Source organism: Mannheimia varigena (assembly GCF_013377235.1).
Classification (GTDB): Bacteria; Pseudomonadota; Gammaproteobacteria; order Enterobacterales; family Pasteurellaceae; genus Mannheimia; species Mannheimia varigena.
Genome location: NZ_CP016226.1, coordinates 2,105,999 through 2,131,937 on the forward strand (window position 1 = coordinate 2,105,999; position 25,939 = coordinate 2,131,937).

Annotated in this window: 21 protein-coding genes and 1 pseudogene; 16 read left to right on the top strand and 6 right to left on the bottom strand. The window is 40.5% G+C overall.

The window, feature by feature from the left end; translation table 11 throughout:
- The first annotated feature begins 179 nt into the window (after window positions 1-179).
- The 6 genes from dmsD (at window position 180) to A6B40_RS09955 (ending at window position 8,959) form a co-directional block, all read left to right on the top strand.
- Window positions 180-785, top strand: coding sequence for a Tat proofreading chaperone DmsD (dmsD, locus tag A6B40_RS09930; protein WP_176672281.1), 606 nt, complete (start codon window positions 180-182; stop codon window positions 783-785).
- A 16-nt stretch (window positions 786-801) separates the two neighbouring features.
- On the top strand, window positions 802-1,344 hold the full coding sequence (gene napF / locus A6B40_RS09935) for a ferredoxin-type protein NapF (protein ID WP_176672282.1): 543 nt from the start codon (window positions 802-804) through the stop codon (window positions 1,342-1,344).
- 210 nt (window positions 1,345-1,554) lie between these two features.
- The gene (locus tag A6B40_RS09940) at window positions 1,555-3,990 is read left to right on the top strand and encodes a DmsA/YnfE/YnfF family dimethyl sulfoxide reductase (RefSeq protein WP_176672283.1); all 2,436 of its coding nucleotides are present in this window, start codon (window positions 1,555-1,557) and stop codon (window positions 3,988-3,990) included.
- Between the two features lie 11 nt (window positions 3,991-4,001).
- Entirely contained in the window at window positions 4,002-4,622 is a 621-nt protein-coding gene (locus tag A6B40_RS09945) for a DMSO/selenate family reductase complex B subunit (RefSeq protein ID WP_176672284.1), read from the top strand.
- Between the two features lies 1 nt (window position 4,623).
- Window positions 4,624-5,544: a DmsC/YnfH family molybdoenzyme membrane anchor subunit gene (locus A6B40_RS09950; protein WP_025216950.1), complete on the top strand. Its 921-nt coding sequence runs from the start codon at window positions 4,624-4,626 to the stop codon at window positions 5,542-5,544.
- Between the two features lie 250 nt (window positions 5,545-5,794).
- Window positions 5,795-8,959, top strand: a complete 3,165-nt coding sequence (locus A6B40_RS09955; protein WP_176672285.1) for a VPA1262 family protein — start codon at window positions 5,795-5,797, stop codon at window positions 8,957-8,959.
- Window positions 8,960-9,224: 265 nt separating this feature from the next.
- Here the strand turns inward: A6B40_RS09955 and A6B40_RS09960 are convergent, their stop codons facing one another.
- Window positions 9,225-10,124: a helix-turn-helix domain-containing protein gene (locus A6B40_RS09960; protein WP_025216952.1), complete on the bottom strand. Its 900-nt coding sequence runs from the start codon at window positions 10,122-10,124 to the stop codon at window positions 9,225-9,227.
- 118 nt (window positions 10,125-10,242) lie between these two features.
- On the opposite strand from A6B40_RS09960, the gene A6B40_RS09965 reads away from it, so the two are divergent.
- The 10 genes and pseudogenes from A6B40_RS09965 to A6B40_RS10010 form a co-directional block, all read left to right on the top strand.
- Window positions 10,243-10,584, top strand: coding sequence for a carboxymuconolactone decarboxylase family protein (locus A6B40_RS09965; protein WP_025216953.1), 342 nt, complete (start codon window positions 10,243-10,245; stop codon window positions 10,582-10,584).
- 9 nt (window positions 10,585-10,593) lie between these two features.
- Window positions 10,594-10,947 carry a rhodanese-like domain-containing protein gene (locus A6B40_RS09970; protein WP_176672286.1) on the top strand — a complete coding sequence of 118 codons (354 nt, stop codon included), beginning with the start codon at window positions 10,594-10,596 and terminating at the stop codon, window positions 10,945-10,947.
- Between the two features lie 171 nt (window positions 10,948-11,118).
- On the top strand, window positions 11,119-12,300 hold the full coding sequence (gene purT / locus A6B40_RS09975; RefSeq protein WP_176672287.1) for a formate-dependent phosphoribosylglycinamide formyltransferase: 1,182 nt from the start codon (window positions 11,119-11,121) through the stop codon (window positions 12,298-12,300).
- 180 nt (window positions 12,301-12,480) lie between these two features.
- Window positions 12,481-14,328, top strand: coding sequence for a dihydroxy-acid dehydratase (gene ilvD, locus A6B40_RS09980; RefSeq protein WP_176672288.1), 1,848 nt, complete (start codon window positions 12,481-12,483; stop codon window positions 14,326-14,328).
- 199 nt (window positions 14,329-14,527) lie between these two features.
- Window positions 14,528-15,838, top strand: a complete 1,311-nt coding sequence (locus A6B40_RS09985) for a nucleobase:cation symporter-2 family protein (RefSeq protein ID WP_112110748.1) — start codon at window positions 14,528-14,530, stop codon at window positions 15,836-15,838.
- 128 nt (window positions 15,839-15,966) lie between these two features.
- Window positions 15,967-16,296, top strand: a complete 330-nt coding sequence (gene trxA / locus A6B40_RS09990) for a thioredoxin (RefSeq protein ID WP_025247495.1) — start codon at window positions 15,967-15,969, stop codon at window positions 16,294-16,296.
- A gap of 210 nt (window positions 16,297-16,506) precedes the next feature.
- Window positions 16,507-17,754 (top strand): FtsH protease activity modulator HflK, encoded by a 1,248-nt coding sequence (gene hflK, locus A6B40_RS09995; protein ID WP_176672289.1) that lies wholly within the window; start codon window positions 16,507-16,509, stop codon window positions 17,752-17,754.
- Window positions 17,755-17,756: 2 nt separating this feature from the next.
- A complete protein-coding gene (gene hflC, locus A6B40_RS10000; protein WP_025216960.1) occupies window positions 17,757-18,644 on the top strand; it encodes a protease modulator HflC in 888 nt (295 codons plus the stop codon).
- Between the two features lie 174 nt (window positions 18,645-18,818).
- Entirely contained in the window at window positions 18,819-20,117 is a 1,299-nt protein-coding gene (gene purA, locus A6B40_RS10005) for an adenylosuccinate synthase (protein ID WP_025216961.1), read from the top strand.
- 111 nt (window positions 20,118-20,228) lie between these two features.
- A pseudogene (locus A6B40_RS10010) lies at window positions 20,229-20,324 on the top strand (IS3 family transposase); the annotation flags it as partial.
- Window positions 20,325-20,369: 45 nt separating this feature from the next.
- Here the strand turns inward: A6B40_RS10010 and A6B40_RS10015 are convergent.
- The 5 genes from A6B40_RS10015 to A6B40_RS10035 form a co-directional block, all read right to left on the bottom strand.
- Complete coding sequence (locus A6B40_RS10015; RefSeq protein WP_025216962.1) at window positions 20,370-21,695, bottom strand: GntP family permease; 1,326 nt, start codon at window positions 21,693-21,695, stop codon at window positions 20,370-20,372.
- A gap of 112 nt (window positions 21,696-21,807) precedes the next feature.
- Window positions 21,808-22,566: a 3-hydroxybutyrate dehydrogenase gene (locus A6B40_RS10020; RefSeq protein ID WP_025216963.1), complete on the bottom strand. Its 759-nt coding sequence runs from the start codon at window positions 22,564-22,566 to the stop codon at window positions 21,808-21,810.
- A gap of 71 nt (window positions 22,567-22,637) precedes the next feature.
- Complete coding sequence (locus tag A6B40_RS10025) at window positions 22,638-23,819, bottom strand: acetyl-CoA C-acetyltransferase (protein ID WP_025216964.1); 1,182 nt, start codon at window positions 23,817-23,819, stop codon at window positions 22,638-22,640.
- 103 nt (window positions 23,820-23,922) lie between these two features.
- The gene (locus A6B40_RS10030; protein WP_025342784.1) at window positions 23,923-25,266 is read right to left on the bottom strand and encodes a TIGR00366 family protein; all 1,344 of its coding nucleotides are present in this window, start codon (window positions 25,264-25,266) and stop codon (window positions 23,923-23,925) included.
- Between the two features lie 10 nt (window positions 25,267-25,276).
- The gene (locus tag A6B40_RS10035; RefSeq protein ID WP_176672290.1) at window positions 25,277-25,936 is read right to left on the bottom strand and encodes a 3-oxoacid CoA-transferase subunit B; all 660 of its coding nucleotides are present in this window, start codon (window positions 25,934-25,936) and stop codon (window positions 25,277-25,279) included.
- Window positions 25,937-25,939: the final 3 nt, after the last annotated feature.

Consider the following 25,939-nt stretch of genomic DNA (forward strand, 5'->3'; position numbering starts at 1 on the left):
ATTTCCGATTTTATTATGATTTTTTAAGAAAAACAGTAAGAATGGCTCCTTAATCTCGCTAAGATGTATTTGGAATATTTTCAACACAATAAGATCTTGGTTGTAAGCTTTAACTAGAAAATAAGTTTAAATAAGCATTAAAATAATCCAATATCTTAGAATTAAAGTAGGGAAGATAAATGCAAAGTTCATATACGCAAATTGCCCAATTCGGACGGATTTTAGGCTCGTTATTTTATGCGGAGCCGAATACTGAACAAAACCAGCTGTTAGTAGCATTATTGCAAAATGGCGAATGGCAGGCAGAATGCCTGTTTTTAAGTGAAAACAAGCGGTCAGAAATTCAGAAAAATTTGCAAAATGCTACCTCAAAACAGTTGAATGAGGCTTATCTAGCCCTGTTTATTGGGCCAAATGCGTTGCCTGCTGCGCCTTGGGGCTCGGTATATTTGGATAAAGAATCGGTACTTTTTGGTGACAGTTTATTACATTTACGCACCTTTTTGAGTGACAATCAAATTGCCTTTTCACTCAACCAAAATGAGCCGGAAGATCATATTGGATTAATGTTAATGCTTGCTGCTTACCTTGCTGAAGCCAACCCGAATTTGTTGAAACCGTTTTTTGCCGAGCATCTGTTGCCTTGGGCGTATCGCTTTTTTGAGTTATTTAATGCTGAAAGCTACCCGTTCTATCAAGGTTTAGGCAAATTAACCGAGAGTTTATTAAGAGAATGGCAAAAAAATTTGGAAATTCAACCGCTTGTATTGCAACTTTATCGTTAAATTAGCTAGAAACTGAATGAAAGACGAACGCTATTATGCTGCCTATCTTGAGCATAACCGCATTTCACGCCGCGGTTTATTTCGCTCATTATTCAGCGGAGGAAAAAAAGCACAAGCAGAAAGTACGGCGGAGTTGCTAAAACGAGCCGCGGCTCGCCCACCTTTTGCTGTCGCCGAACCACTGTTTTTAAAACGGTGCAACGGCTGTGGCGATTGCGTTTCATCTTGTCCCTACGGTTTAATTTGGCTTAAAGAAGGTAAAGCTAGCCTTGAAATTAATTTTTCTGCCTGTGATTTGTGCGGTAAATGTGCTGATGTCTGTTCCACGGAGGCATTAGCATTGAATGTACCGCCGGATACTGCATTACACCCAAGCATTGATTTTTCTTGCGTGCGACAACACAACCAATCATGCCTATTTTGCGAAACTGCCTGTAAACCGAATGCTCTTTCGTTTAATTCCACAACACGAAAAATGCAGCTAGATAATGAAAAATGTAATGGCTGTGGTGAATGTAAAACGGCTTGCCCGCATAATTACATCAGCTTAACACTCTAATTTATATGGAAGATAAGCGATTAAGCGGTTGTTTTTTGCAAAATTTTGCAAGAAATTAACCGCTTGCTATATTAACTCCTACCAAAAAGTCTCAACTTATTTCCTTAAAGTTCCATTACCCTCTAAATTTGACCATTGTCAAAGCCCACCCAAAGCAAAACCTGCATAGTATTGATAATTTTTTATTCTTTTTTCTTTGTGGGGGAAACTATGCAGAAAAAATTAGAACAACCACTTTCTGTGAACAGACGGGAGTTTCTCAAAGGCTCTGCGGCAGTGGGTGGTATGGCACTGGCGGCAAGCAGCGTGCAAATTCCGATTGCCAAAGCCGAAACCAAACCAGCCGCCAAGCCGAGTGAAGAGAAGTTGGTGTGGAGTGCGTGTACAGTCAATTGCCATAGCCGTTGTCCGCTCAGAATGCACGTTCAAGACGGCGTGATCAAATATGTGGAAACCGACAACTTGGGCGATGATGTCTATGGCGATTTTCACCAAGTGCGTGCCTGTGCAAGGGGGCGGTCAATGCGTCGCCGTGTGTATAACCCTGACCGTTTGAAATACCCGATGAAGCGGGTCGGCAAACGGGGCGAGGGTAAATTTAAACGCATTTCGTGGGACGAGGCGTTTGAAGAGATTGCGGCAAACTTAAAACGCATTATTGCCCAATACGGCAATGAAGCCTTGTATCTTCCATTTGCGACCGGCACGCTTGGGGCAACTGTTGCCGCCAGTTATCCGCCGCCACGCAGCATTTCCAGCCGTTTTATGAACAGCATCGGCGGTTGCCTCGGGCATCACGGCACTTACAGCTATTCGCAAATTTTTGAAGCCATTCCGTATATGTACGGCAGCAACGCCGCTAACAGCCCGACCGATATTGAGAACTCTAAATTGGTGGTCTATTTCGGTAACAACCCGGCGGAAACCCGTATGAGCGGCGGTGGGGTAACTTATCTCTACCAACAGGCCCAAGAACGCTCACAAGCCAAAACTATTATGATCGACCCACGTTATAACGACACTATCGCAGGGCGTGGCGAGTGGGTGCCGATTCGTCCGGGTACAGATGCGGCGTTAGTCGAAGGTATGGCATATGTGATGATTACCGAAAACTTAGTCGATCAAGCCTTCCTTGATACCTATTGTGTCGGCTATGACGAGAAAACCTTGCCGGCATCAGCCAAACCAAACGGACACTACAAAGCCTATATTTTAGGTGAAGGCGATGATAAAACAGCCAAAACCCCTGAGTGGGCGGAGAAAATTACTGGCATTCCGAAAAATAAAATCATTGAATTAGCTCGTGAAATTGGGACGACCAAACCGGCTTACATCTGCCAAGGTTGGGGTCCACAACGCCACGCCAATGGTGAACAAGCCTCTCGTGCGATTGCTATGTTGGCTTGCTTGACGGGGAATGTGGGGATTAACGGCGGGAACAGCGGCTCCCGTGAGGGGTTCTACACAATGCCGTTCGTGCGTTTGCCGGTGGGTAAAAACCCGATTGCGGCGAAAATTCCAATCTTTATGTGGACAGACGCAGTTACCCGTGGTGCAGAAATGACGGCTCTCAAAGACGGCTTGAAAGGAGCGGAAAAGCTCAATCAAAACGTTAAATTCATTTTGAACTACGCAGGCAACTGTATCATCAACCAACACTCGGACATCAACCGCACTCACGAGATTCTGCAAGATGAAAGCAAACTCGAAATGTTGGTGGTGATTGATAACCATATGACTTCAACCGCCAAATATGCGGATATTTTACTGCCGGACTGCACCACGTCTGAGCAAGCAGACTTCTGTATGGACGGCTCGGCAGGTAATATGGGCTATGTGATTTTTGCCGATAAAGCGATTGAACCGCAGTTTGAATGCAAACCGGTGTATGAAATTCTGTCGGGCATTGCGGAGAAAATGGGGGTGAAAGACATTTTCACCGAAGGTAGAACCCAAGAAGAGTGGTTACGCCATCTCTATGCGCAAACCCAAGAGAAAAATCCATTTTTCAAAGAAATTACCTTTGAACAGTTCCGTGAACGGGGCATTATCAAGCAGAAAGATCCTGCCGGTCATATGGTGGCGTTCAAAAAATTCCGCCAAGACCCGGTGGCAAATCCGCTTGAAACGCCGTCAGGCAAAATTGAGATCTACTCTGAACGCTTGGCAAAAATTGCCGAAACGTGGGAATTACCGGAAGGTGATGTGATTAGCCCACTGCCGATTTACGCTCGCCAATTTGAAGGTTGGGACGACCCGAAACGTGAACAGTTCCCGCTGCAATTAGTCGGTTTCCACTATAAATCTCGTGTGCATTCCACTTATGCCAACGTGGATGTGTTAGAGCAGGCTTCTCGCCAGTCGGTGTGGATCAACCCACTAGATGCTGAAAAACGTGGCATTAAAAACGGCGATATGGTACGGATTTTCAACGATCGTGGCGAAACCCGTGTGATGGCAAACGTGACTCCACGCATTATGCCGGGTGTCACCGCAATGGGCGAAGGGGCGTGGTATATGCCGGACGGCAACAAGGTCGATCACAACGGTAGCTTTAATGTGCTGACCACCCAACGACCATCACCGCTGTCAAAAGGTAATCCGCAGCACACCAACTTGGTGCAAATTGAACGAGTACAAGGGTAAGGGGGTAGAAAATGAGTAAAAAACAGTACGGCTTTTATATTGATTCACAGCGTTGCACAGGGTGTAAAACCTGCGAATTAGCCTGTAAAGATTACAAAGATTTAACCCCTGATGTCAGTTTCCGCCGTATTTACGAATACTGCGGTGGTGGCTGGAAACAAGAAGGTGAGGCGTGGACGCAAGATGTGTTCTCTTACTATCTCTCCATCTCTTGCAACCACTGCGACAACCCGGCTTGTGCCAGCGTTTGCCCGAGTGGAGCAATGCACAAACGTGAAGACGGCTTTGTAGTGGTCAATCAAGACGTTTGTATTGGCTGCCAATACTGCTCAATGGCTTGCCCGTACGGTGCGCCGCAATTCAACCAACGCACAGGGCGTATGACCAAATGTGACGGCTGTTTCGAGCGTGTAGAGCAGGGCTTAAAACCCATATGTGTAGAATCTTGCCCACTGCGTGCGTTAGATCTGTTGCCGGTGGATGAACTGCGTGAGAAGTATGGCGAAATCAAAGATGTTGCATCATTACCACCATCGCACTACACCAACCCGAATATGGCATTACGCTTAAATACCAACGCCAAACCGACCGATTTTGAAGGCGGTTTCTTAGCTAATCCGAAGGAGGTCTAAAATGGGTGCAGGATTACACGAATTACCGCTGGTTTTCTTCACCGTTTTTGCTCAGGCGGTGATCGGCTGTTTTATCGCATTAAGCTTTGTGCTTGCCACCCAAAACGGCAAAATCGCAGAAAACCGCTTACACTATGTGATGGTGATTTTATGGGTGCTTATGGCATTAGGCTTTATCGCTTCCACCACTCACTTAGGTTCGCCTGAGCGTGCTTTCAACGCTTTAAACCGCGTGGGCAGTTCTGATTTGAGTAACGAAATTTTCACTGGCTCAATTTTCTTTGCGCTCGGTGCAGGTTATTGGGCATTAGCCACAGCAGCCTTTTTGCAAAAAGATGGCGTAAAACTACCGCTTGTAAGTAGTTTAGCCAACCTTATCGCCCTAATTTCAAGCAAGCTCCTGAAAGGTTGGGCGACATTGGGTAGAATTGTGGTAGCAATGAGCGGCGTGGTGTTCGTTGGGGCAATGGCTAAACTCTATCTGATCCCTACCGTGCCAACGTGGAACAGCATTTTCACCCCACTCTCTTTCGGCTTAACCGCCTTGCTTGCAGGTTCAGCCTTAACAGTGGTGTTGTTACAACTGGCAAAAGTGGAAACAGGGCAAGTCCTATTTGCTAAACTGGCAGCACTCTTTGCAGTGATTGCGTTGGTCGTTACTTTCTTCCACTACCAACACCTTGCCCAAACCAAAAATGCGATATTCCAAGCCCTTGATCTCGTGCCGGGCTATATGACGTATAGTATTATTCGTTTTGGTTTGATTGCCGTGGGCGTGGTAGCCGTATTCATCAGCCTGAAAAAACAGAGCGTATTGTTAAGTGGATTAGGCTTTGTGCTTATCGTAGCAGGAGAATTGATTGCCAGAACCTTGTTTTATGGCACGCATATGACGGTGGGTTTGAAAGCGTTAGGCGGTTAAATAATGCTAACAAGCGGTCAAAATTGACTGGAAATTTGCAAAACGCCGTTGAGGGGATCTAACGGCGTTTTTGTATATTATCCCATTCGATTGTTATTTCTTGATAAAATGCATCATTGCTCTTTTTATTTATCAACAGGTTAATATCTGAAATATGCTGCTACAATATACGATATCTGAAAGGAAAAATTTGCTGTAACTGTGCATCATGATGTTGGATATTCTATTAGATTATTAGAAGGAAATTATTATGTTAAATGAATTTAATGAACATATTCTTAGTGACAGAAGAATGCATAATTTATTTTATGGTAATGAAGCCATTTGTTTACAATTTTGGATATTAGAGTTACAAGAGAAATCGCAAGTAGATTACCAACTACTGTATGGAAGGGGGCTAGCATATGATTACCAAAATAATCAGTGGGCATCAGATTTATCTAAACATAATAAAATGGTTTCTATTGATGAGGAGTTAAAAGCTAGAATTATTTCTTTACAGCTTACTACGTCTGCAGAAAATTTAAACATATTCATTACCAGCTTGCTTCAAGGAAATTCATTTTTAGAAGCATCCCATAAAATCTTAATTGATATAGGTGAAAAACAACAAAAGGTTTTTGATTCATTAAAGCTTTTACCTCCATATTCCATTAGACCTGTTATGCATTTACCTCCGAGAGATAACTATGTTTGGGATACATCTAAAGTTAGTCCTAACTCTGAAGCTAGCTATGATAGTGCGGCAATTACTTTATTAGATAAAACAAATTATTGGAATATATTAGGTGTATTAAGAAGCAAAAAAATATTAGAGTTGGTTAATGAGAAGTTAAAGGGTGAAAATATAGATATAGACGGTATTGATGCTTGGAGGTTTGGAGATATAGAATTTCTTTCCTCTCCGAGTCTTACCAACCAAGAAAAAAGAAAATTTCACTTAGAACTAAAAAAGCAAAATAGATTGGAAATTTTTGAAGAAATCTCTGAATATTCTTTAGTTGCCATATTAAAGATTTTTAATAGCGATAGTTTGCTATTTACGTCAATACAAGAGTTTCAAGTAAGTAAATATCCATTTGAATTAGAATTTAATATAGATGATTATTACAATGAACTATTTAACTCTTACACATTCGAATTATTTGAGAAAAATGGCTCTACTGTTACTATACTAGCCCAAGAAGGACATACACTAGTACGTACAATCAGTTTTCAAAGTAATATAATATCAAATATCTCAAGTACAGAAAATGATCCTTGGTTAGAAACTGGCTTACCAAAGTCATCTTTAGATAAAGCCAAAAATTTTACATCTATAGAAAGATTAAATAATCATCGTTCTGAATTTTCAATTGGTAAAGATAATAAAGATCCATGGTTCGATTCTAATATTGACATTACCAGATACCTAAAAACAGTTTTACCAAATCCAGCTGATTCACACTTTTTCCCTAAATTAGCATTAAATGGTGAAAGTCGGCTAGAATTGGTTAAATGGTTGAGCAAAATTATACATAAACATCCTAATGCTCAAATTGCTTGGTTTGATCCTTTCATGGAAAACGTAGGGGTAAACTTATTAAATCGATTAGGATCTTATTCTGGGAATTATATCATTTTTACATCAGAAACAGAACAAAAGAAAAATAGAATTCAGAATTTAATTAGACAATGTGAGAATTGGGCTAAAGCAATCGGTAGTGTGAAACTAAAAGTCATTGGACTTGATAAGTTACATGATAGAATGATATTAATTCGTGAGCAAAATGGTAAACCATTAGCGGGATATCATTTATCTAACTCTATCCAAAAAGCTAATGAAAATAATCCATTATTAGTTACAGAAATTCCATTAAATATACTATACCCTATATTTTATTATATGGATGACTTAATTCAAGCTCAAAATATAAGTAATAAACCAGCTATTTTTGATTCTACAGCCTATCAATCTAAAACCCAAAAAAGAAAAAAATCATTTGATACAAAATCTCCTTATCAATACCCTAAATTAGGATTGATCTTATCAAAATGGTGGAAAAGTCCAGAGTTGGCAAATTTATCGAATGATACATTAAAGGAACATTTAAATGCTCTAGGGTTAGATTTTGAAACCCACCGAGAAAAATATACAGATATTCCATTAGAATTCTTCAGAGATTCATTTTCATCAGAGAATTTTTTAGAAGAATGGGATGCATTTGGGTGTTTGCTTGCTCATATCCCTGTTGATAGATATTATTACGAAATAGTAAATCCCAATATATCAAATACATTAGCAGATAAATTATTATCTTATCTAGAGCCTACAAGGAAGAATTCATTACCACTCAGGCATCGAAATACAGTGCTAGATCTAAGCAGCTATATAGCAATGAGTTTTGATAGGCTAATGTGTAATGAATACCCAGAACGAGTATTTCAATATGAAATAAATGAAATTTCATTTGGTGATTTTTATGCAATTAAGTTTTTGTGGTGTTATTCCCCTAAATCTATTATAGACTGGCTAGAACAGCATTTATCTAATTTTGATAATAAAAATGTAAGGCAGAGAGCATTAATTACAGATGCATTAAGATATATTTGTGGTGATTTTGAATGTCTAGATAAATGGGTTATGCTTTTAAATAGCAATCATCATTTACTTCAATGGATAGGTGTTTCTAAAATAATTTCATTATTTTTCGAAGATAAAATAGATGAATATAAAATTTGTCAGATTATTAGCGATAATACAGTTCTAGATAAGGCTAAAATATTTTTATGGATTATAAAAGAATCTGTATTTAGAAACAAAGAATTCAAAACCATATTTTTATTGAAGGCTATAGAGTTTTGTGGAACCATGAGCGATGATCGGCTTGGAGATCTTTTAAGTATTTTAAGAGGAAGAGTAGGGAAGTTATACCATAGATATTGCTGGATTTTAGAATATGTACTTGAGGAGATGGTAAGCCAAAAACTTATTTCTTATAATCAAATAATGAATTTTTGGTTTAAAGATTTAGAGAATGTATGGAGTATGGAAATTAAAAATATTCACGGGCATGTTTATTTCAAATCTACAACAGAGGGAAAATTTTCTGATGAATTTGTCTATCTGTTTTCTAAGTTACCTAAAGATGAGCAAATTTCGATATTATCTAGATTTGATAATATAATTCATTTAGTAACAAGAATTATAAGAAAACCTTTAGCAAGAACATTGGATTATTCTTTATATAGTAATGCATTTAAAGTAAATGTGTGGGTGTTGTCAATATTTAATAGGTTGTTAAGGCTAGAATTATCAAAAGAAATTCTTAGTAAAATAGTTAATAGTAAGAATACATTATCGGATATTTATCAAAGGTATCACTTAAATGAGTATACTGATAAGGAATTATTAGATTATTATCTAGAATGTTAAATCCTCGCGTTTCTAATGCTGTTTGAAACTTTCAGGCAGCATTTCCTGTTTTTAAGATAATTTTTAAAAAATACTAGCTCAAACACTCCGTACCTTTAAACGTAATACTTAATGAAGTCAATTCATCGTAACCATATATTTCGGGTAATTGTCTTGAATTTTGAGAATCTTACCAAAAGATGCCATAATAGACATTATTAGTCTGTTATGGTTCTTTTACTTTGATGATTAGTGGAGTGATTAAAACAAAGATTAATATAGTTCCTTACCCCATTTTACTTTGCCGATATTGGCTTGGCGTTTCGCCATAAGCTTTTTTAAAGGCGGTAATAAAATGCGGTTCAGACTGAAAACCACAGGCTAGAGCAATACTTAATACCGAATCGGGCTGGCTTTTTAGCAACATTGCGGCTTTTTGTAACCGCATTTTATGCACAAAAGCGTGGGGGCTAACGCCCAAATTTTTGTTAAACAAACGAATAAGCTGCGAACGGGATATGTGAATTACCGCTGCCATTTCCTCAATTTGCCACGAAAGCTCGGGATTAAGTAAGATTTCACGCATTAACGGACGTAAGCGGGTATCTTGCCACGCTTTTAATACGCCGACTGTTTCCCGCTCGTGATGGGTTAAATATTGGCGAAAAATCATGGTTAAAATCACGAGTGCCAATGAATTTACCACTGATTTGCTGGCAAAACCAGGATCATCGCCTTCTTGTCGGAGTAGGCTTAGAATCGCGTTTAATGGCGTTTCGGTCGCTTTAAAAATTAGCATTTCAGGTAAGTTATCCATTAAATCCGCTTGGCTATCATAGTGAAAATGGAGACAAAACAGATCGCACTCTGATTGAGTATTACCGCTTTGCACCAAGGTGAAACCACCAAGTTCGGCTTGGTTAATCACGGTTTTTACACTAACTGGCTCAATTTGGCTGCGTAAGGCGTGATCAGCGGATTTCGGAAAAAAGACAATATCACCTTGATTCAGCTGGATGGTTTCTCCGTTATGGTAAAGATAAGCTGAGCCTTGGCTGACAATATGTGCTACTGCTTGTCTATCTTGATACGGGTTATCTAACTGCCATTTACCTTGTAGTTGGCATTTAACGTTGAGCCCTGCTGAAATTTGGGAAAAAGCCAAGAGTTTATCTAAAACGTCCATTTTTCCAATCCTAAACTTGCGATGATTTCACTATAAGATGAGATTTTTTGATAATAAATTCTATCAAATAAATGCAAAAATAGCTTTGAATTTTACAGTTCATTATGGAGAAATTATTATGTCATCTTTTCAAAATTGGTCAGAGCATACTGCTCACGTTAAACAATCTTTCGGCAAATTAGGGCAGAAACACCCTAAAATGTTAGAGGCTTATAAAGCATTAGGAACAGCAGCGGCAGCAGAAGCCTTAGATCACAAAACTAGAGAGCTGATTGCCTTGGCGGTAGCGGTAACTACCCGTTGCGAGAGTTGCATTAGCGTACACGCAGAAGAAGCGGCAAAAGCCGGTGCAACGGAAAGCGAAATTGCCGGTGCATTGGCAACCGCTATTGCATTAAATGCAGGTGCTGCTTACACTTATGCGCTACGAGCTTTAGAGGCGGTTGAACAGCAAAAATAGGTGATTGAAATGAAAAAATGGATCTGGATGCTAGGATTAGCTTGTGCTTTTCCGCTGAATTTGAGTGCAGAACAAACTTCTGCACCCCAAATACAAGCAGCTAAAGCCGAGGGTATTTGGATTGATGTGCGTTCGGCAGAAGAATTTCAGCAAGGTCATTTAAGTGGGGCATTAAATATCAGCCAGACTGAAATTGCTAAACAGATTTCGCAAGTTACCGTTGATAAAACTCAGCCTATCCATCTTTATTGCCGTTCCGGTCAGTGTGCAGAAGTGGCTCTTAATGAGCTGAAAAAATTAGGCTATAGCAACGTGGTCAATCACGGTGGCTATAATGAATTAATTAAACAAGGTGTGAAATAGCCCCTTCTTGAATTAAATGCCGAGCAATAGCTCGGCATTTTTGTTTGAACGTAAAAGCTATTTGTAAAAAATTTCAAAAATATCACCGCTTGTAAACCTAGCTCTTACTGAGGGATTTCAGGTATAATATTAATACGCAATCGTTTGCTTTAAATGTAAAGGAGAAAGAAAATGACAACACTCGGCACACCGTTAAGACCAAATGCAACTAAAGTGATGATGCTCGGTTCGGGCGAGCTTGGCAAAGAAGTGGTGATCGAATTACAACGCTTGGGCGTGGAAGTGATCGCTGTGGATCGCTATGAAAACGCTCCGGCTCAACAAGTTGCTCATCGTGCTTACACCATTTCAATGCTTGATGGCGAAGCGTTACGAGCTTTGGTGGAGAAAGAGAAACCGGATTTTATCGTGCCGGAAGTGGAAGCGATTGCCACTGCAACTTTGGTAGAATTGGAAAAAGAGGGCTACAACGTTGTGCCAACGGCGAAAGCAGCACAGCTTACAATGAACCGTGAGGGCATTCGCCGTTTAGCAGCGGAAGAACTTGGTTTAAAAACCTCGCCATACCGCTTTGTGGATAATTTCGAGCAATTCCAGCAAGCGATTAGCGAAATCGGCATTCCTTGTGTGGTGAAGCCGATTATGTCTTCTTCAGGGCACGGTCAGTCGGTGATCAAATCGGAAGCTGACATTCAACCAGCCTGGGATTATTCACAACAAGGTGGACGTGCCGGCGGCGGGCGTGTGATTGTGGAAGGCTTTATCAAATTTGATTATGAAATCACCCAGCTCACGGTTCGCCATATTCTCGGCACTTCATTTTTAGCTCCAATCGGGCATATCCAAATTGACGGCGATTATCGTGAATCTTGGCAGCCACAACAGATGTCTGAGATTGCCCTGAAAAGAGCTCAAGAAACGGCGGAGAAAATCACAGGGGCATTGGGCGGTCGTGGTATTTTCGGCGTGGAGCTTTTTGTCTGCGGTGATGAAATTATTTTCAACGAAGTTTCACCTCGTCCACACGACACTGGCATGGTGACAATGGCATCGCAAGAACTGTCGCAATTCGCCTTACACGCCCGAGCTATTCTCGGCTTGCCAATTCCAGAAATTTACCGTATCAGCCCAGCTGCTTCTAAAGCGATTGTGGTGGAAGGCAAATCGGATAACGTGCGTTTTGGCGGCTTAGACAAAGTGTTGGAAGAAATCGGCACGAATATCCGCTTATTCGGTAAAGGCGAAGTGAACGGGCATCGCCGTTTGGGTGTGATTTTAGCCCGAGATGAAAGCACGGAAAAAGCGTTAGAAAAAGCTCGCCGAGCTTATGATAAGTTAGATATTTCCCTATAAATCTATTTTTGCCGTGGCAAACGTCACGGCAAATTTTCTCTATTTTTCCTCTCGTTATAATCCCATTTTGCTTGCAAAATCGTATTTGCAAAACATCAGAAAAAAATTACCGCTTGCTTGAAAATTCAAGTAGAATGAAGCATTTTTTAAACACAACATTAATAAAAATTGGAGAAGATTATGCCTATTTTACGTTCAGCGACTTCTACTCAAGGTCGTAATATGGCGGGGGCTCGTGCTTTATGGCGTGCCACCGGAATGAAAGAAGGGGATTTCGGCAAGCCGATTATTGCGGTGGTGAACTCGTTTACCCAGTTCGTGCCGGGGCACGTTCATCTCAAAGATATGGGGCAATTAGTAGCGGCGGAAATCGAAAAAGCCGGTGGTGTGGCGAAAGAATTTAACACCATTGCGGTGGATGACGGTATCGCAATGGGGCACGGTGGAATGCTTTATTCCTTACCAAGCCGTGATTTGATTGCCGACAGCGTGGAATATATGGTGAATGCTCACTGTGCCGATGCGATGGTTTGTATTTCCAACTGCGACAAAATCACCCCGGGAATGTTAATGGCGGCAATGCGTTTGAATATTCCGACTATTTTCGTTTCAGGCGGACCAATGGAAGCCGGTAAAACCAAACTTTCCGATCAATTAATTCGTTTAGACTTGGTTGATGCGATGATCGAAAGTGCCGACCCAAATGTGTCTGATGAGCGTATTGATGCGATTGAAAAACATGCTTGCCCAACCTGCGGTTCTTGTTCAGGAATGTTTACTGCAAACTCAATGAACTGTTTAACCGAAGCCTTAGGGTTAAGTTTGCCGGGCAACGGTTCAATGCTTGCTACCCACGCAGACCGCAAAGAATTATTCTTAAAAGCAGGGCGTGAAATTGTCGAACTTTGCCGTAAATATTACCAAGAAGATGATGCCAGCGTGTTGCCACGTTCTATCGCTACCTTTGATGCCTTTGAAAACGCAATGAGCTTAGACATTGCAATGGGCGGTTCAAGTAACACGGTACTTCACTTATTGGCGGCAGCTCAAGAAGCGGGTGTAGATTTCAAAATGGCAGACATCGACCGTCTTTCTCGTGTGGTGCCGTGCTTAAGTAAAATTGCTCCAAACACCAACAAATACCATATGGAAGACGTTCACCGTGCCGGTGGTATTATGGGCTTATTGGGCGAATTAGATCGTGCAGGCTTAATTCACCGCCACGTTAAAACCGTATTAGGATTGACGATTGAAGAGCAGCTGAACCAATACGACATTATCCGCAACAACGACGAAGAGTTACACAAATTCTTCCGTGCTGGTCCGGCAGGTATTCGTACCACCAAAGCCTTCTCGCAAGATTGCCGTTGGGATACGGTTGATGATGACCGTGAAAATGGCTGTATTCGCAACGTAGAAAATGCTGTCACCAAAGAGGGCGGTTTAGCGGTGTTGTTCGGTAATATCGCTGAAGACGGCTGTATCGTTAAAACTGCTGGCGTAGATGAATCTATTTGGAAATTCACCGGTGAAGCCATCGTATTTGAAAGCCAAGAAGATGCGGTTGCAGGCATTTTGGGCGGCAAAGTAAAAGAAGGGCATATCGTAATCATTCGCTACGAAGGCCCGAAGGGTGGCCCAGGAATGCAAGAGATGCTTTACCCAACCAGCTACTTAAAATCAATGGGATTAGGTAAAAAATGTGCCTTATTAACTGACGGACGCTTCTCGGGCGGTACATCGGGTTTATCCATCGGACATGCTTCACCGGAAGCGGCTTCAGGCGGTGCGATTGCGTTAATTAACGATGGTGATACGGTTTCCATCGACATTCCAAACCGTTCAATCAATCTGATGATTTCAGACGAAGAGCTTGCTGCTCGCCGTGCAGAAATGGAAGCTCGTGGCGACAAAGCGTGGAAACCGGTTAGCCGTGAGCGTGAAGTCTCTTTTGCGTTAAAAGTGTTCGGACATTTCGCCACCTCAGCCGATAAAGGTGCGGTGCGTGATAAGTCTTTATTAAAGTAAGTATAATTGCAGTAATTTCAATTTAATTGCACCTTAGAATTGTCATTTTAAGGTGCATTTTTTATTTACTATCTTAGATATTATTAATAATTGTTAGAGCTATTACTCTTGTTTGATAAATCGATTGCGCAATCGATTGCTTAAGTGGTTTTTAAACTGTATAATTCGCCCCAATTTTTTTAATTTGTTTGAGGCATTTATGCAAAAAATTCTTTACCCTGTTGATTCTAAACCTCCGTTCGGTTTAACGCTCCTTCTTGCAGCACAACATTTGTTAGCGGCACTTGGTGGCATTATTGCCGTGCCGCTAGTAATTGGTAATGTGCTAAATTTACCTGCCGCAGATATTATTGTTTTAGTTAATGCAGCGTTATTAGTTTCGGGTATTGTAACGATTATTCAATGTCAAGGTATTGGCCCTATCGGCTTGCGTTTACCGAGTGTAATGGGAACAAGTTTTACCTTTGTAGCGGCAGCACTTGCTATTGGCTTTAGTGAACATGGTGTCGCAGGGATTATGGGAGCGTCATTAGTTGGTTCTCTTGTGATGATTGTCGGCAGCTTTTTTATGCCTTATGTGCGTAAACTTTTCCCACCTGTAGTAACAGGTGTAGTAGTAATGATGATCGGTTTGAGTTTAATTCCTGTGGCAGTGGATTGGTTTGCAGGCGGTCAAAGAGGTGATGCCCATTATGCTGATCCTGCAAATCTTGCAATGGCGACTTTTGTACTGGTGTTAGTTGTGATTTTAGTACAATGGGGCAAAGGCATTTTTTCAGCAGCTGCAATTGTGATTGGTATGATGATAGGCTATGTAGTGGCTTTGGCCTTAGGTTGGATCAACTTTGATAATGTGAAATCAGCCGATGTAGTAGCAATTCCACAGCCATTGCATTTTGGTCTCGCTTTCCCAATTTCAGGCATTATTGGGATGAGTATTGCTTATTTAGTCACAATTGTGGAATCAAGTGGTAACTTTTTAGCGTTAGGAAATGCGACGCAAACAGAAATTACAGGTAAACATTTACGTGGTGGCGTGTTGTGTGATGGTTTAGGCTCAGCCTTTGCGGCAATTATGTCTACCACACCGTTTTCATCATTCGCCCAAAATATCGGTGTGATTTCTTTAACTGGTGTGGCAAGCCGCTATGTTGTTACTGTGATGGGCGGTTTATTGGTATTAGCCGGTATTTTCCCTTGGTTTGGGGCATTGATTGTGTCTATTCCAACCCCGGTTTTAGGTGGGGCAGGCTTGATGATGTTTGCGATGATTATTGCAGCAGGTATCCAGATGTTAGACAAGGTAGAACGTTCAAAACGTAACGGGCTAATTATTGCGATTTCAATTGGTTGTGGCTTAGCGGTGACTACTCGCCCAGAGTTATTAGATAAACTCCCTTCTTTTGTAAAAGAAGTATTTGGCTCGGGTATTACTGTTGGCTCACTATTTGCTCTCATTTTGAATTTAATTCTACCAAAAGATGAAAATAAAGAATTAGAAAATGAATAGTGATTGATGTAATCGGTAAATCTTACTTGAAATTTTATTGATTAATCACTATCTTAGTGAAAGCTGTACGCCTTAACTCGTAATCAGTTAGGGCGTTTCTTTTTTAGTTAGATATTAAGGACAAATTTATGAGTAATGTTATTCACACAACAGACGCAACATTTGAACAAGACGTTTTAAAGTCAGATGTGCCTGTATTATTAGATTTCTGGGCACCGTGGTGTGGTCCTTGCCGCATGATCGGACCTGTGCTTGACGAGTTATCAGTTGATCCACAATTTGAAGGCAAAGTAAAAATTGCAAAAATGAACGTAGATGAGAATCCAAATGTGGCGGCACAATTCGGCGTACGTAGCATTCCATTTTTACTTTTATTTAAAAACGGTGAGGTTGTTGCACAGCAAGTTGGTGCTTTGCCACACGCACAAATGGCTGAATTTATTAAACAAGCGTTATAATTAAATTAAAGTAGAAATAGGGCGAATTTATCGCCCTCTTTTTTTGTGATTTGAATATTGCTTGCACAAGGGTAAATCTGCAAAAAAATAGTAAAAAAAGACCGCTTGTTTTATAAGATAAGCCTAGTCAAATGATAACTAAATAGGTACAATTCTTAACTTGCGTTTTAAATTTTAAAGTGCGATTGGATTTTATTTTTGGAGATATTTATGTCGTGGAATGAATCAGGTAATCAGCAAGACCCTTGGGGGAAGCCGGGACAGAGAAGATCTGAACCGAAGCCTGAACAACAAGATCAAGAGCAAGGTCCTGCTCAAGATTCACAACAAGGACCAACTAATAATCAACGAAACGAACAGCAACCACCTGATTTAGAAGAAGTTTTCAGCAATTTAATGAAAAAAATGGGTGGGGGGAAATCACCTAATAATGGCTCTCGTAATCCAAATAGTGCTGGCTTTAGCAAACTTTTACCTGTTATTTTAGGCCTTACTGCTGTGGTTTGGGCTGGTTCAGGATTTTATACTGTACAAGAGGCAGAACGAGGTGTAGTTACCCGTTTAGGTAAACTTGATAATATCGTTATGCCGGGTTTGAACTGGAAACCAACCTTTATTGATTCTGTAACTAGAGTAAACATAGAACGTGTTTCTGAGTTAAATACGAGTGGTTCAATGCTTACTCAAGATGAAAATATGGTTCAAGTTGAGATGACGGTTCAGTATCGTGTAGAAGATCCTGCCAAATATCTATTTAGCGTGAGCAACCCTGATGAGAGCTTAAAACAAGCTACAGACAGTGCGTTACGTTATGTGATCGGTCATATGACTATGGACGAAATTCTAACTACAGGTCGTGCAACGGTGCGTGAAAGAACCTGGAGTACGTTGCGTGATATTATCAAAACTTATGATATGGGCCTGTTGGTAACGGATGTGAACTTCCAATACGCTCGTCCACCTGAAGATGTAAAGGCGGCATTTGATGATGCGATTAAAGCACAAGAAGATGAGCAACGTTTAATTCGTGAAGCTGAAGCTTATGCAAGAGGGGAAGAGCCAATTGCACGCGGTCAAGCACAGCGTACTATTGAACAAGCAGAAGCTTATAAAGAAGCTGTTGTGTTAAATGCAAAAGGGGAAGTGGAACGTTTAAGCCAATTATTACCCGAATACAAGGCTTCGCCAGAGCTGACTCGTGAGCGTTTATATATCCAAACGATGGAAAAAGTGATGAAAAACACACCTAAAGTCGTGATGGATTCATCAGGCAATAATTTAAACGTATTACCTTTTGATAAGTTAATGAATAATTCATCAGCTCCTAAAGTTGATCAACAAAAAGTTGCACCAGCACAAACACAAGTTACATCGCCACCGGTTGTTCAACCAAGAACTCAGGTTCAGTCACAACCAACAGAGCAGCAAATAGACCAAACTCGTAAAGGGAGATTTTAATAATGCGTAAATTATTATTACCTGTGCTGGCTGTGGTAGCATTTGTTGTACTGCAATCAGTAACTATTGTGAACGAAGGCGAACGTGGCATTATGTTACGTTTTAATAAAGTTCATCGTGATAGCGATCAAAAAGTGGTGGTTTACCAACCGGGTATTCATTTCAAAATGCCATTTATTGATAGCTTGAAAGTGTTAGATGCCCGTATTCAAACGCTAGATGGTCAAGAAGACCGCTTTGTAACGGTAGAGAAAAAAGACCTCTTGGTAGATTCCTATGTGAAATGGCGAATTAGTGATTTTGGTCAATTCTACACCTCAACAGGTGGCGATTATCAAAAAGCAGCTGATTTATTACGTCGTAAAGTTAGCGACCGTCTGCGTTCTGAAATTGGTTCTCGCACGATTAAAGATATTGTTTCAGGATCTCGTGGTGAATTAATGGCCGGGGCTCAAAAAGCATTGAATACTGGCGAAGATGGCACAGAACGTTTAGGTATGAAAGTCGTTGATGTACGTGTTAAACAGATCAACTTACCGAACGAGGTCTCTGCTTCTATTTATCAACGTATGCGTGCAGAGCGTGATGCGGTTGCTCGCGAACACCGTTCACAAGGTAATGAAAAGGCAGAAATTATTCGTGCTGAGGTAGATAAAAAAGTTACTTTAATTTTAGCGAATGCTAATAAAACGGCTCAAACATTACGAGGCGAAGGTGATGCTCAAGCAGCAAAACTCTATTCAGAGGCGTTTGGTAATGAGCCGGAATTTTATAGCTTTATTCGAAGTTTAAAAGCGTATGAAGATAGCTTTGCTGAAGGGCAGAATAATATGATGTTATTGAAGCCAAATAGTGAGTTTTTACGCTTTATGCAAGCTCCTACAAAATAGTTGTATCTATAAAACCCGATCTAGTATCGGGTTTTGATTTTTTTACCTATTTAGGTGATTACAAGCGGTTAATTTTAATAAAAATTTTGTAATTTTTTGTGATAAATTGACCGCTTGCAATATACCATTATAATAGGTTATCACTGTTCATTCTAATTTAAAGAGGCATTTTCTATGGGTAAAAGTGTTGCGATTCTCGGGGCCCAGTGGGGCGATGAGGGCAAAGGCAAAATTGTTGATTTATTAACAGATCGTGTAAAGTATGTAGTGCGTTACCAAGGCGGTCATAACGCAGGGCATACGCTAATCATTAATGGTGAGAAAACTGTCCTTCGTCTTATTCCATCTGGTATTTTACGCGATAACGTAACTTGCTTAATCGGTAACGGTGTGGTGCTTTCGCCGGAAGCGTTAATGAAAGAGATGGGCGAATTAGAAGAGCGTGGCATTAATGTGCGTGAGCGTTTAAAAATCTCAGAGGCTTGCCCGTTAATTTTACCTTACCACGTTGCGATGGATCACGCTCGTGAATCGGCACTTGGTAAAAACAAAATCGGTACAACCGGGCGTGGTATCGGTCCAGCTTATGAAGATAAAGTTGCTCGTCGTGGTTTGCGTGTAAGCGATTTGTTTGATAAAGAACATTTTGCGGCTAAATTAAAAGATATTTTAGACTACTACAATTTCCAATTAGTGAACTACTACAAAGTAGAAGCGGTAGATTATCAAAAAACTTTAGATGATGTTTTTGCGATTGCCGATGTCATCACCGGAATGGTGGCAGACGTAACAACATTGTTACACGAAGCTCGTGAAAATGGTGACAATATCCTCTTTGAAGGGGCTCAAGGCACAATGTTAGACATTGACCATGGTACTTATCCGTTCGTAACTAGCTCAAATACCACGGCTGGTGGCGTAGCGACAGGTTCTGGTTATGGTCCTCGTCACTTGGATTATGTGCTTGGTATCATCAAAGCCTACTGTACTCGTGTAGGAAGTGGCCCATTCACTACTGAATTATTCGATGACGTAGGTGCGGAAATCGCTCGTAAAGGTAACGAATTTGGTGCAGTAACTGGTCGACCTCGCCGTTGTGGTTGGTTTGATGCTGTGGCGGTTCGCCGTGCCGTGCAAATTAACTCAATTTCAGGTTTCTGTATGACCAAACTTGATGTGTTAGACGGTTTCAAAGAGTTAAAAATCTGTACAGCATATAAAATGCCAAACGGCAAAATTGTGGAATATGCACCACTTGCTGCTAAAGACTGGGAAGGCGTTGAACCAATTTACGAAACAATGCCTGGCTGGTCTGAAAATACCTTCCGTGTAACTAAACGTGAAGAACTACCGCAAGCTGCGTTAGATTACATCAAACGCATTGAAGAACTAGTCGGTGTACCAGTAGATATTCTTTCAACTGGTCCAGACCGTGTAGAAACAATGATTCTAAGAGATCCGTTTGCGGCATAATTTTTGTAATGCTTGAGCACTAAAACCATTTAGTTATAAAAAACTAAATGGTTTTTTTATAGGTGCTATCTGTGTAAAAAGTCATAAAAATAAACCGCTTGTGAATAAATAATTCACGATTACATTCATTACTACAACAATGATCGTATTCAAGTGAAGCTAAAAGGACTCAGCCCTGTGGAATACAGAACTCAGTCCTTAAATTAAATCAGTCTAACTTTTGGGAGTAGAGCATTATCCAATTTTTTTAAATTATGCTATACCAAATAAACTATATAATGTAATCACTAATATGGTTGCAAGAATTGGCATAAGGAAAGATGTTACCGCGATTTCCAGGTAGGAATCTTTATGAGTCATTCCAGTATTACTCAATAAGGTTAATACCGCACCGTTATGTGGCATAGTATCTAAACCGCCAGATGAAAGTGATGAAACACGGTGCATCGCATCCGGTGAAATTCCGAATTGTTGGGCAATTTGTAGGTATTTCTCACCAAGAGCTTCTAACGCAATACCCATACCGCCTGAAGCAGAGCCCGTTGCTCCTGCTAAGATATTAACCGCAATAGAAAGTGAAATTAATGGACTACCCGGGATATTTAAGATCATTATAGTTAAATGTTCAAATCCCGGTGCCATACGAACTACGCTACCAAAACCTACTGCCGCTGCCGTATTGATAATTGCCCCTACTGCACCATTTGCACCTTTACCTATTGCAGGAATAAACTTATCTCGTTTGTTTAAGCTGAGCAATATAACTAGTGCAATACCCGCTAGTAAGGCAATTACGATATTTTTAGGGTCGCTATTTTTTAAACCGATTAATTCTGGTACAAAGTTTAATACGACAATAACAGTAATTAATGGCAAAATGGCTAAAAGTGGATTCGGTAATTTTTCATCGGTTACTTTTTCTATTCCTTCCGTAGGTTCTACAAAAAATTCACCATTTGCTACGTATTTTTTACGACGCATTTCAAGGTAGGCAATACCGCCAAAGAATAAAAATGCGGTTGCAACAAGCCCCATGAATGGTGCAGCCATTGCATCGGTATGGAAATAGCGTGTTGGAATTAAGTTTTGAATCTGTGGTGAACCCGGTAAAGCTGTCATAGTGAAAGTAAATGCGCCTAATGCGATAGTGCCAGGAATTAGGCGACGAGTAATATTCGCTTCTTTAAATACTGCTAATGCTAGAGGATATACTGCAAATACGACTACGAATAAACTCACACCGCCATAAGTTAATAATGCACAGCCTAATACGATTGATGCAATCGCACTTTTGGTGCCTAATGCTTTAGTTAGCCAAGAGGCGATAGATTTAGCTCCTCCGCTCACGTCCATTAAGTTACCAAAAATCGCGCTTAGTAAGAAAGCAGGAAACCAGGCTTTCACAAAGCCGACCAAACCTGTCATATAGCTATCTAAATAGGCATCCAGTACGTCTAGATCCCCTGTAAAGGCAACCACAGCAGCACATAACGGTGCAATCCAAACGATTGAATAACCTCGGAATGCAAGATACATCAATAGTACTAAGCCGACAAAAATGCCAATTAAACTTAACATATAAATCTCCTAGAAATATAAGGGTGCGTATAAAAGCACCCTGATTAATAATGGTGCCTTTACCATTAGCATGCACCCATGAAATTTAAGGATTATTCCTCAATTTTGTCGATTAACGAGCAGTCCAACCGCCGTCCATAGTCAAGGTTGCACCTGAGATAGATGCTGCAGCATCAGAGCATAAGAATTTCACAAATTCACCTAACTCTTTTGGCTCAATTAGACGTTTCACTGCAGCGTTCGCTAGCATAATCTTGCTAATCACTTCTTCTTCTGAAATACCGTGGTTTTTCGCTTGGTCAGCAATTTGTTTATCTACTAATGGGGTGCGAACATAAGCAGGGCAGATAGAGTTCACGGTAATACCAAACTGGCCACCTTCTAATGCAGCCGTTTTGGTTAAACCTGATAAACCGTGTTTGGCTGAAACATAAGCTGATTTATAATCAGAAGCGACTAAACCGTGGATTGAATTTAAATTAATGATACGCCCCCAATTTTTTGCTTTCATATACTTCCAACTGTATTTGGTTAATAAGAACGGGGCAGTAAGCATTAAGTTGATCATAAAGTCCCATTTATCTTCAGGGAATTCTTCGATTGAGCAAACATTTTGAATGCCGGCAACGTTTACTAAGATATCTACGCCGCCAAATTTCTCAGCAGCAAATTTAACTGCAGCTTGGCAACCTTCACGTTTTGAAAGATCTGCTTTAATGAAAGCGGCACCAAGTCTTGCGGAATGCTCTTTTAACGCTTCTTCGTTTACATCCACCATGACAATATTTAAATCTTCAGTTGCAAGGCTTTCACAAACTGCTAAGCCAATACCACTTGCTGCACCTGTTACTAATGCTGTTTTTTTAGACATAGAATTTTCCTTCTGTTTTATTAAATTTGTTGGTGAGCGTAAACCCACCAACTCACATCAAAATTTATGGATTAAACACGTTCAACGATCAATGCGATACCTTGACCACCACCAATACATAATGTTGCTAAACCAAATTGTTTATCACGAGTATGCATTGCATGTAACAAGGTAACTAAAATACGAGCGCCACTTGCACCTATTGGGTGACCAAGTGCAATCGCACCACCGTTTACGTTTACTTTTTCAGGAGCAAAGTTTAATTCTTTGCCCACTGCTAAGAATTGTGCTGCAAATGCTTCGTTTGCTTCAATTAAATCAATATCGTTTAATTGTAAGCCTGCTTTTTTCAATGCATTTAAAGTTGCTGGAACTGGTCCCATACCCATAATATCCGGAGCAACTCCACCACTTGCGTAGCCTCTTATACGAGCAAGAATATTTAAACCTAATGATTTTGCAGTTTCTTCCTCTACGATAACTAATGCTGCCGCACCATCGTTAATACCTGATGCATTACCTGCAGTCACTGTCCCTTCTTTATCAAAAGCAGTGCGAAGACCTGCTAACGCATCAAGAGTAGAATCTTGTTTTACAAACTCATCAGTATCAAAAACAACATCTTTACGTTTGATTTTGATGTTTAATGGCACGATCTCATTTTTAAATGCACCGGATTGAATTGCCGCTGTCGCTTTTTGCTGAGAAGCAAGTGCTAATTCATCTTGCATTTCACGGGTGATACCATATTTTTTCGCTACATTTTCGGCTGTAATACCCATATGGTAGTGATTTTCTGCACACATTAAGCCATCAGATAAGATCACATCTTGAACTTTCGCATCACCTAAACGATATCCCCAGCGAGATTTAGAATCTAATAAGTATGGAGCCTGGCTCATATTTTCCATACCACCTGCGACAATGATATTGGCATCACCCGCTTTAATTGCCTGTGTAGCTAACGCCACTGCTTTTAAGCCTGAGCCACATACCTTATTGACAGTATAAGCTGGAACTTCTTGAGCAATTTCCGCACGTAATAACGCTTGGCGAGCAGGGTTTTGTCCAAGACCTGCTTGCAAAACATTACCCATAATCACTTCATCGACGGCAGCAATATCTATGCCTGATTTTTCAATCGCTGACTTAATTACAGTTGTACCAAGCTCAACCGCTGATACACCGGATAAAGAACCGCCAAAACTACCGATTGCGGTACGTACCGCACTTGCAATAACGACATTTTTCATAATGTTTTCCTTCTGTTAATTAGAAAAGCTCTCGCTTCTCTTACAATAACAAGCGATTAAATATTGCAATTTTTTTGCTAAAAATAACCGCTTGTTTTACTAGTTAAAGAAAATAGAGTCCTATGACAAAGATTGGTGTAGTAAAGATGAGTACTGTCATGCAGTAACCCATAATGTCACGTACACCTAACCCTGCAATACCGAGGGCTGGTAATGCCCAGAATGGTTGAGCCATATTTGCCCACATATCGCCGTATGCAATCCCCATTACTGCTTTGCCTAAATCAGCACCTAATTCTTGTGCTGCGGGAATTACGAATGGACCTTGTACTACCCAGTGACCACCACCTGATGGAACCGCAAAGTTCACTAATGCAGAGCTAAAGAAAGTTAAGATTGGGAAAGTATCTTTATTTGAGATATCCACGAAGAACTGAGTGATCATGCCACCTAAGCCTGAATGTTCCATCATTAATTGCATACCTGCATAGAATGGGAACTGAATCAGAATACCAGCAGTACTACGAGCTGCATTGGTTACTGCACGAACATAAGCTGCTGGTGAACTATGTAATGCTAAACCAACTATCAAGAAGATGAAGTTCACAATATTGATAGTGAGGTTAAAACCTTTGTCTACAAAATACATTGCTAAATAGGCAAAACCTGTACCAGATATGATGTAAGCCAGAATACGACTTTCTTCAATTTTCTCAGCAACGGTTGCATCAGCATCTAATTTTTTGCTGAAATCCGGATCTTCTTGTAATAAACGAGGATCAATGGTTTTGATTTCATCTGCTTTCGGATGCATCATACGAGTGATGAATGGTAAGCAGATAATCAACATTACAACGATAAAGATGTTATAACCTGTCAGAAGAGTCTGTGTGACAGGAATGATACCGTCAGTATAGTTGCTATCTGTGATGAAACGTGCGATTGGATTATTTGGTGTTGCTGCTTGTAATGGCATAGAACCAGAGAAACCTCCACCCCAAGTCATAAAGCCAATATAAGCACAAGCGATTAAAAGAGCATAATCTACACCTTTAATACGACGGGCAACTTCTTTCGCAAACATAGCACCTACAACTAAGCCAAAGCCCCAGTTGATAGTACAAGCAACACAGCTCATAAATGTAACAAGCATTACCCCTTGAGTTGGTGTTTTTGCTACAGAAGCTGCTGTACCTAAGAAACGGCGAATTTGCGGTGCGGAAGCAAGAGCATTACCCGTTACCACTACCATTGCCATTTGCATAGAGAATGCGAGTAGATTCCAGAAACCATTACCCCACATCTCAACTAGTGAACTGGCGCTATGTTCTGTTACACTAAATGCCCAGAAGAAAATAACAATGCTGAGTAATACTGCCAAAACCAATGGTTCTGGCATATATTTACTGACGATAGTCGTCATGAATCGGGAGATACGACTGATCATAATAGCCCCATTACATACCTGCTAGTGGCATTATTTTTAAGTTTGGAGAAACGATAAATTCTGCTTCGGTTTTAGCTTTAACAGTCTCTAAATCATAGCCTTCGGCAATTTCAGTTAGGGTTAATTTACCGTCGATAAATTCAAATACCGCAAGCTCGGTAACCACTAGATGGACTTTATTACGTGCGGTTAAAGGTAGCGTGCATTTTTTCAAGATTTTTGAAGTACCGGTTTTAGCACAATGTTCCATTCCAATAATGACTCGACGGGAACCAGTCACTAAATCCATTGCTCCACCCATTCCAGGAACCATTTTCCCTGGTACCATCCAATTAGCTAGGTTTGCCTCTTGATCGACTTCTAAACCACCAAGTACGCAAGCATCGACATGACCACCACGGATAAGAGCGAATGAGTAACTACTATCAAAGAACATACCACCGGTTTGGATTGAACAAGGTTGACCACCGGCATTGACGATGTTTTCATCAGGATTTTCAGGATCAAAGGCAGCCAAGCCTAAAAAACCATTTTCAGATTGTAGAGTGATAGAAATATCACTTGGAACATAGTTCGCTACCATAGTGGGTAAACCAATACCAAGATTAACGATATCTCCGTCTTTAAATTCTAGGGCAATACGGCGGGCAATAATTTCTTTAGCATTCATTGT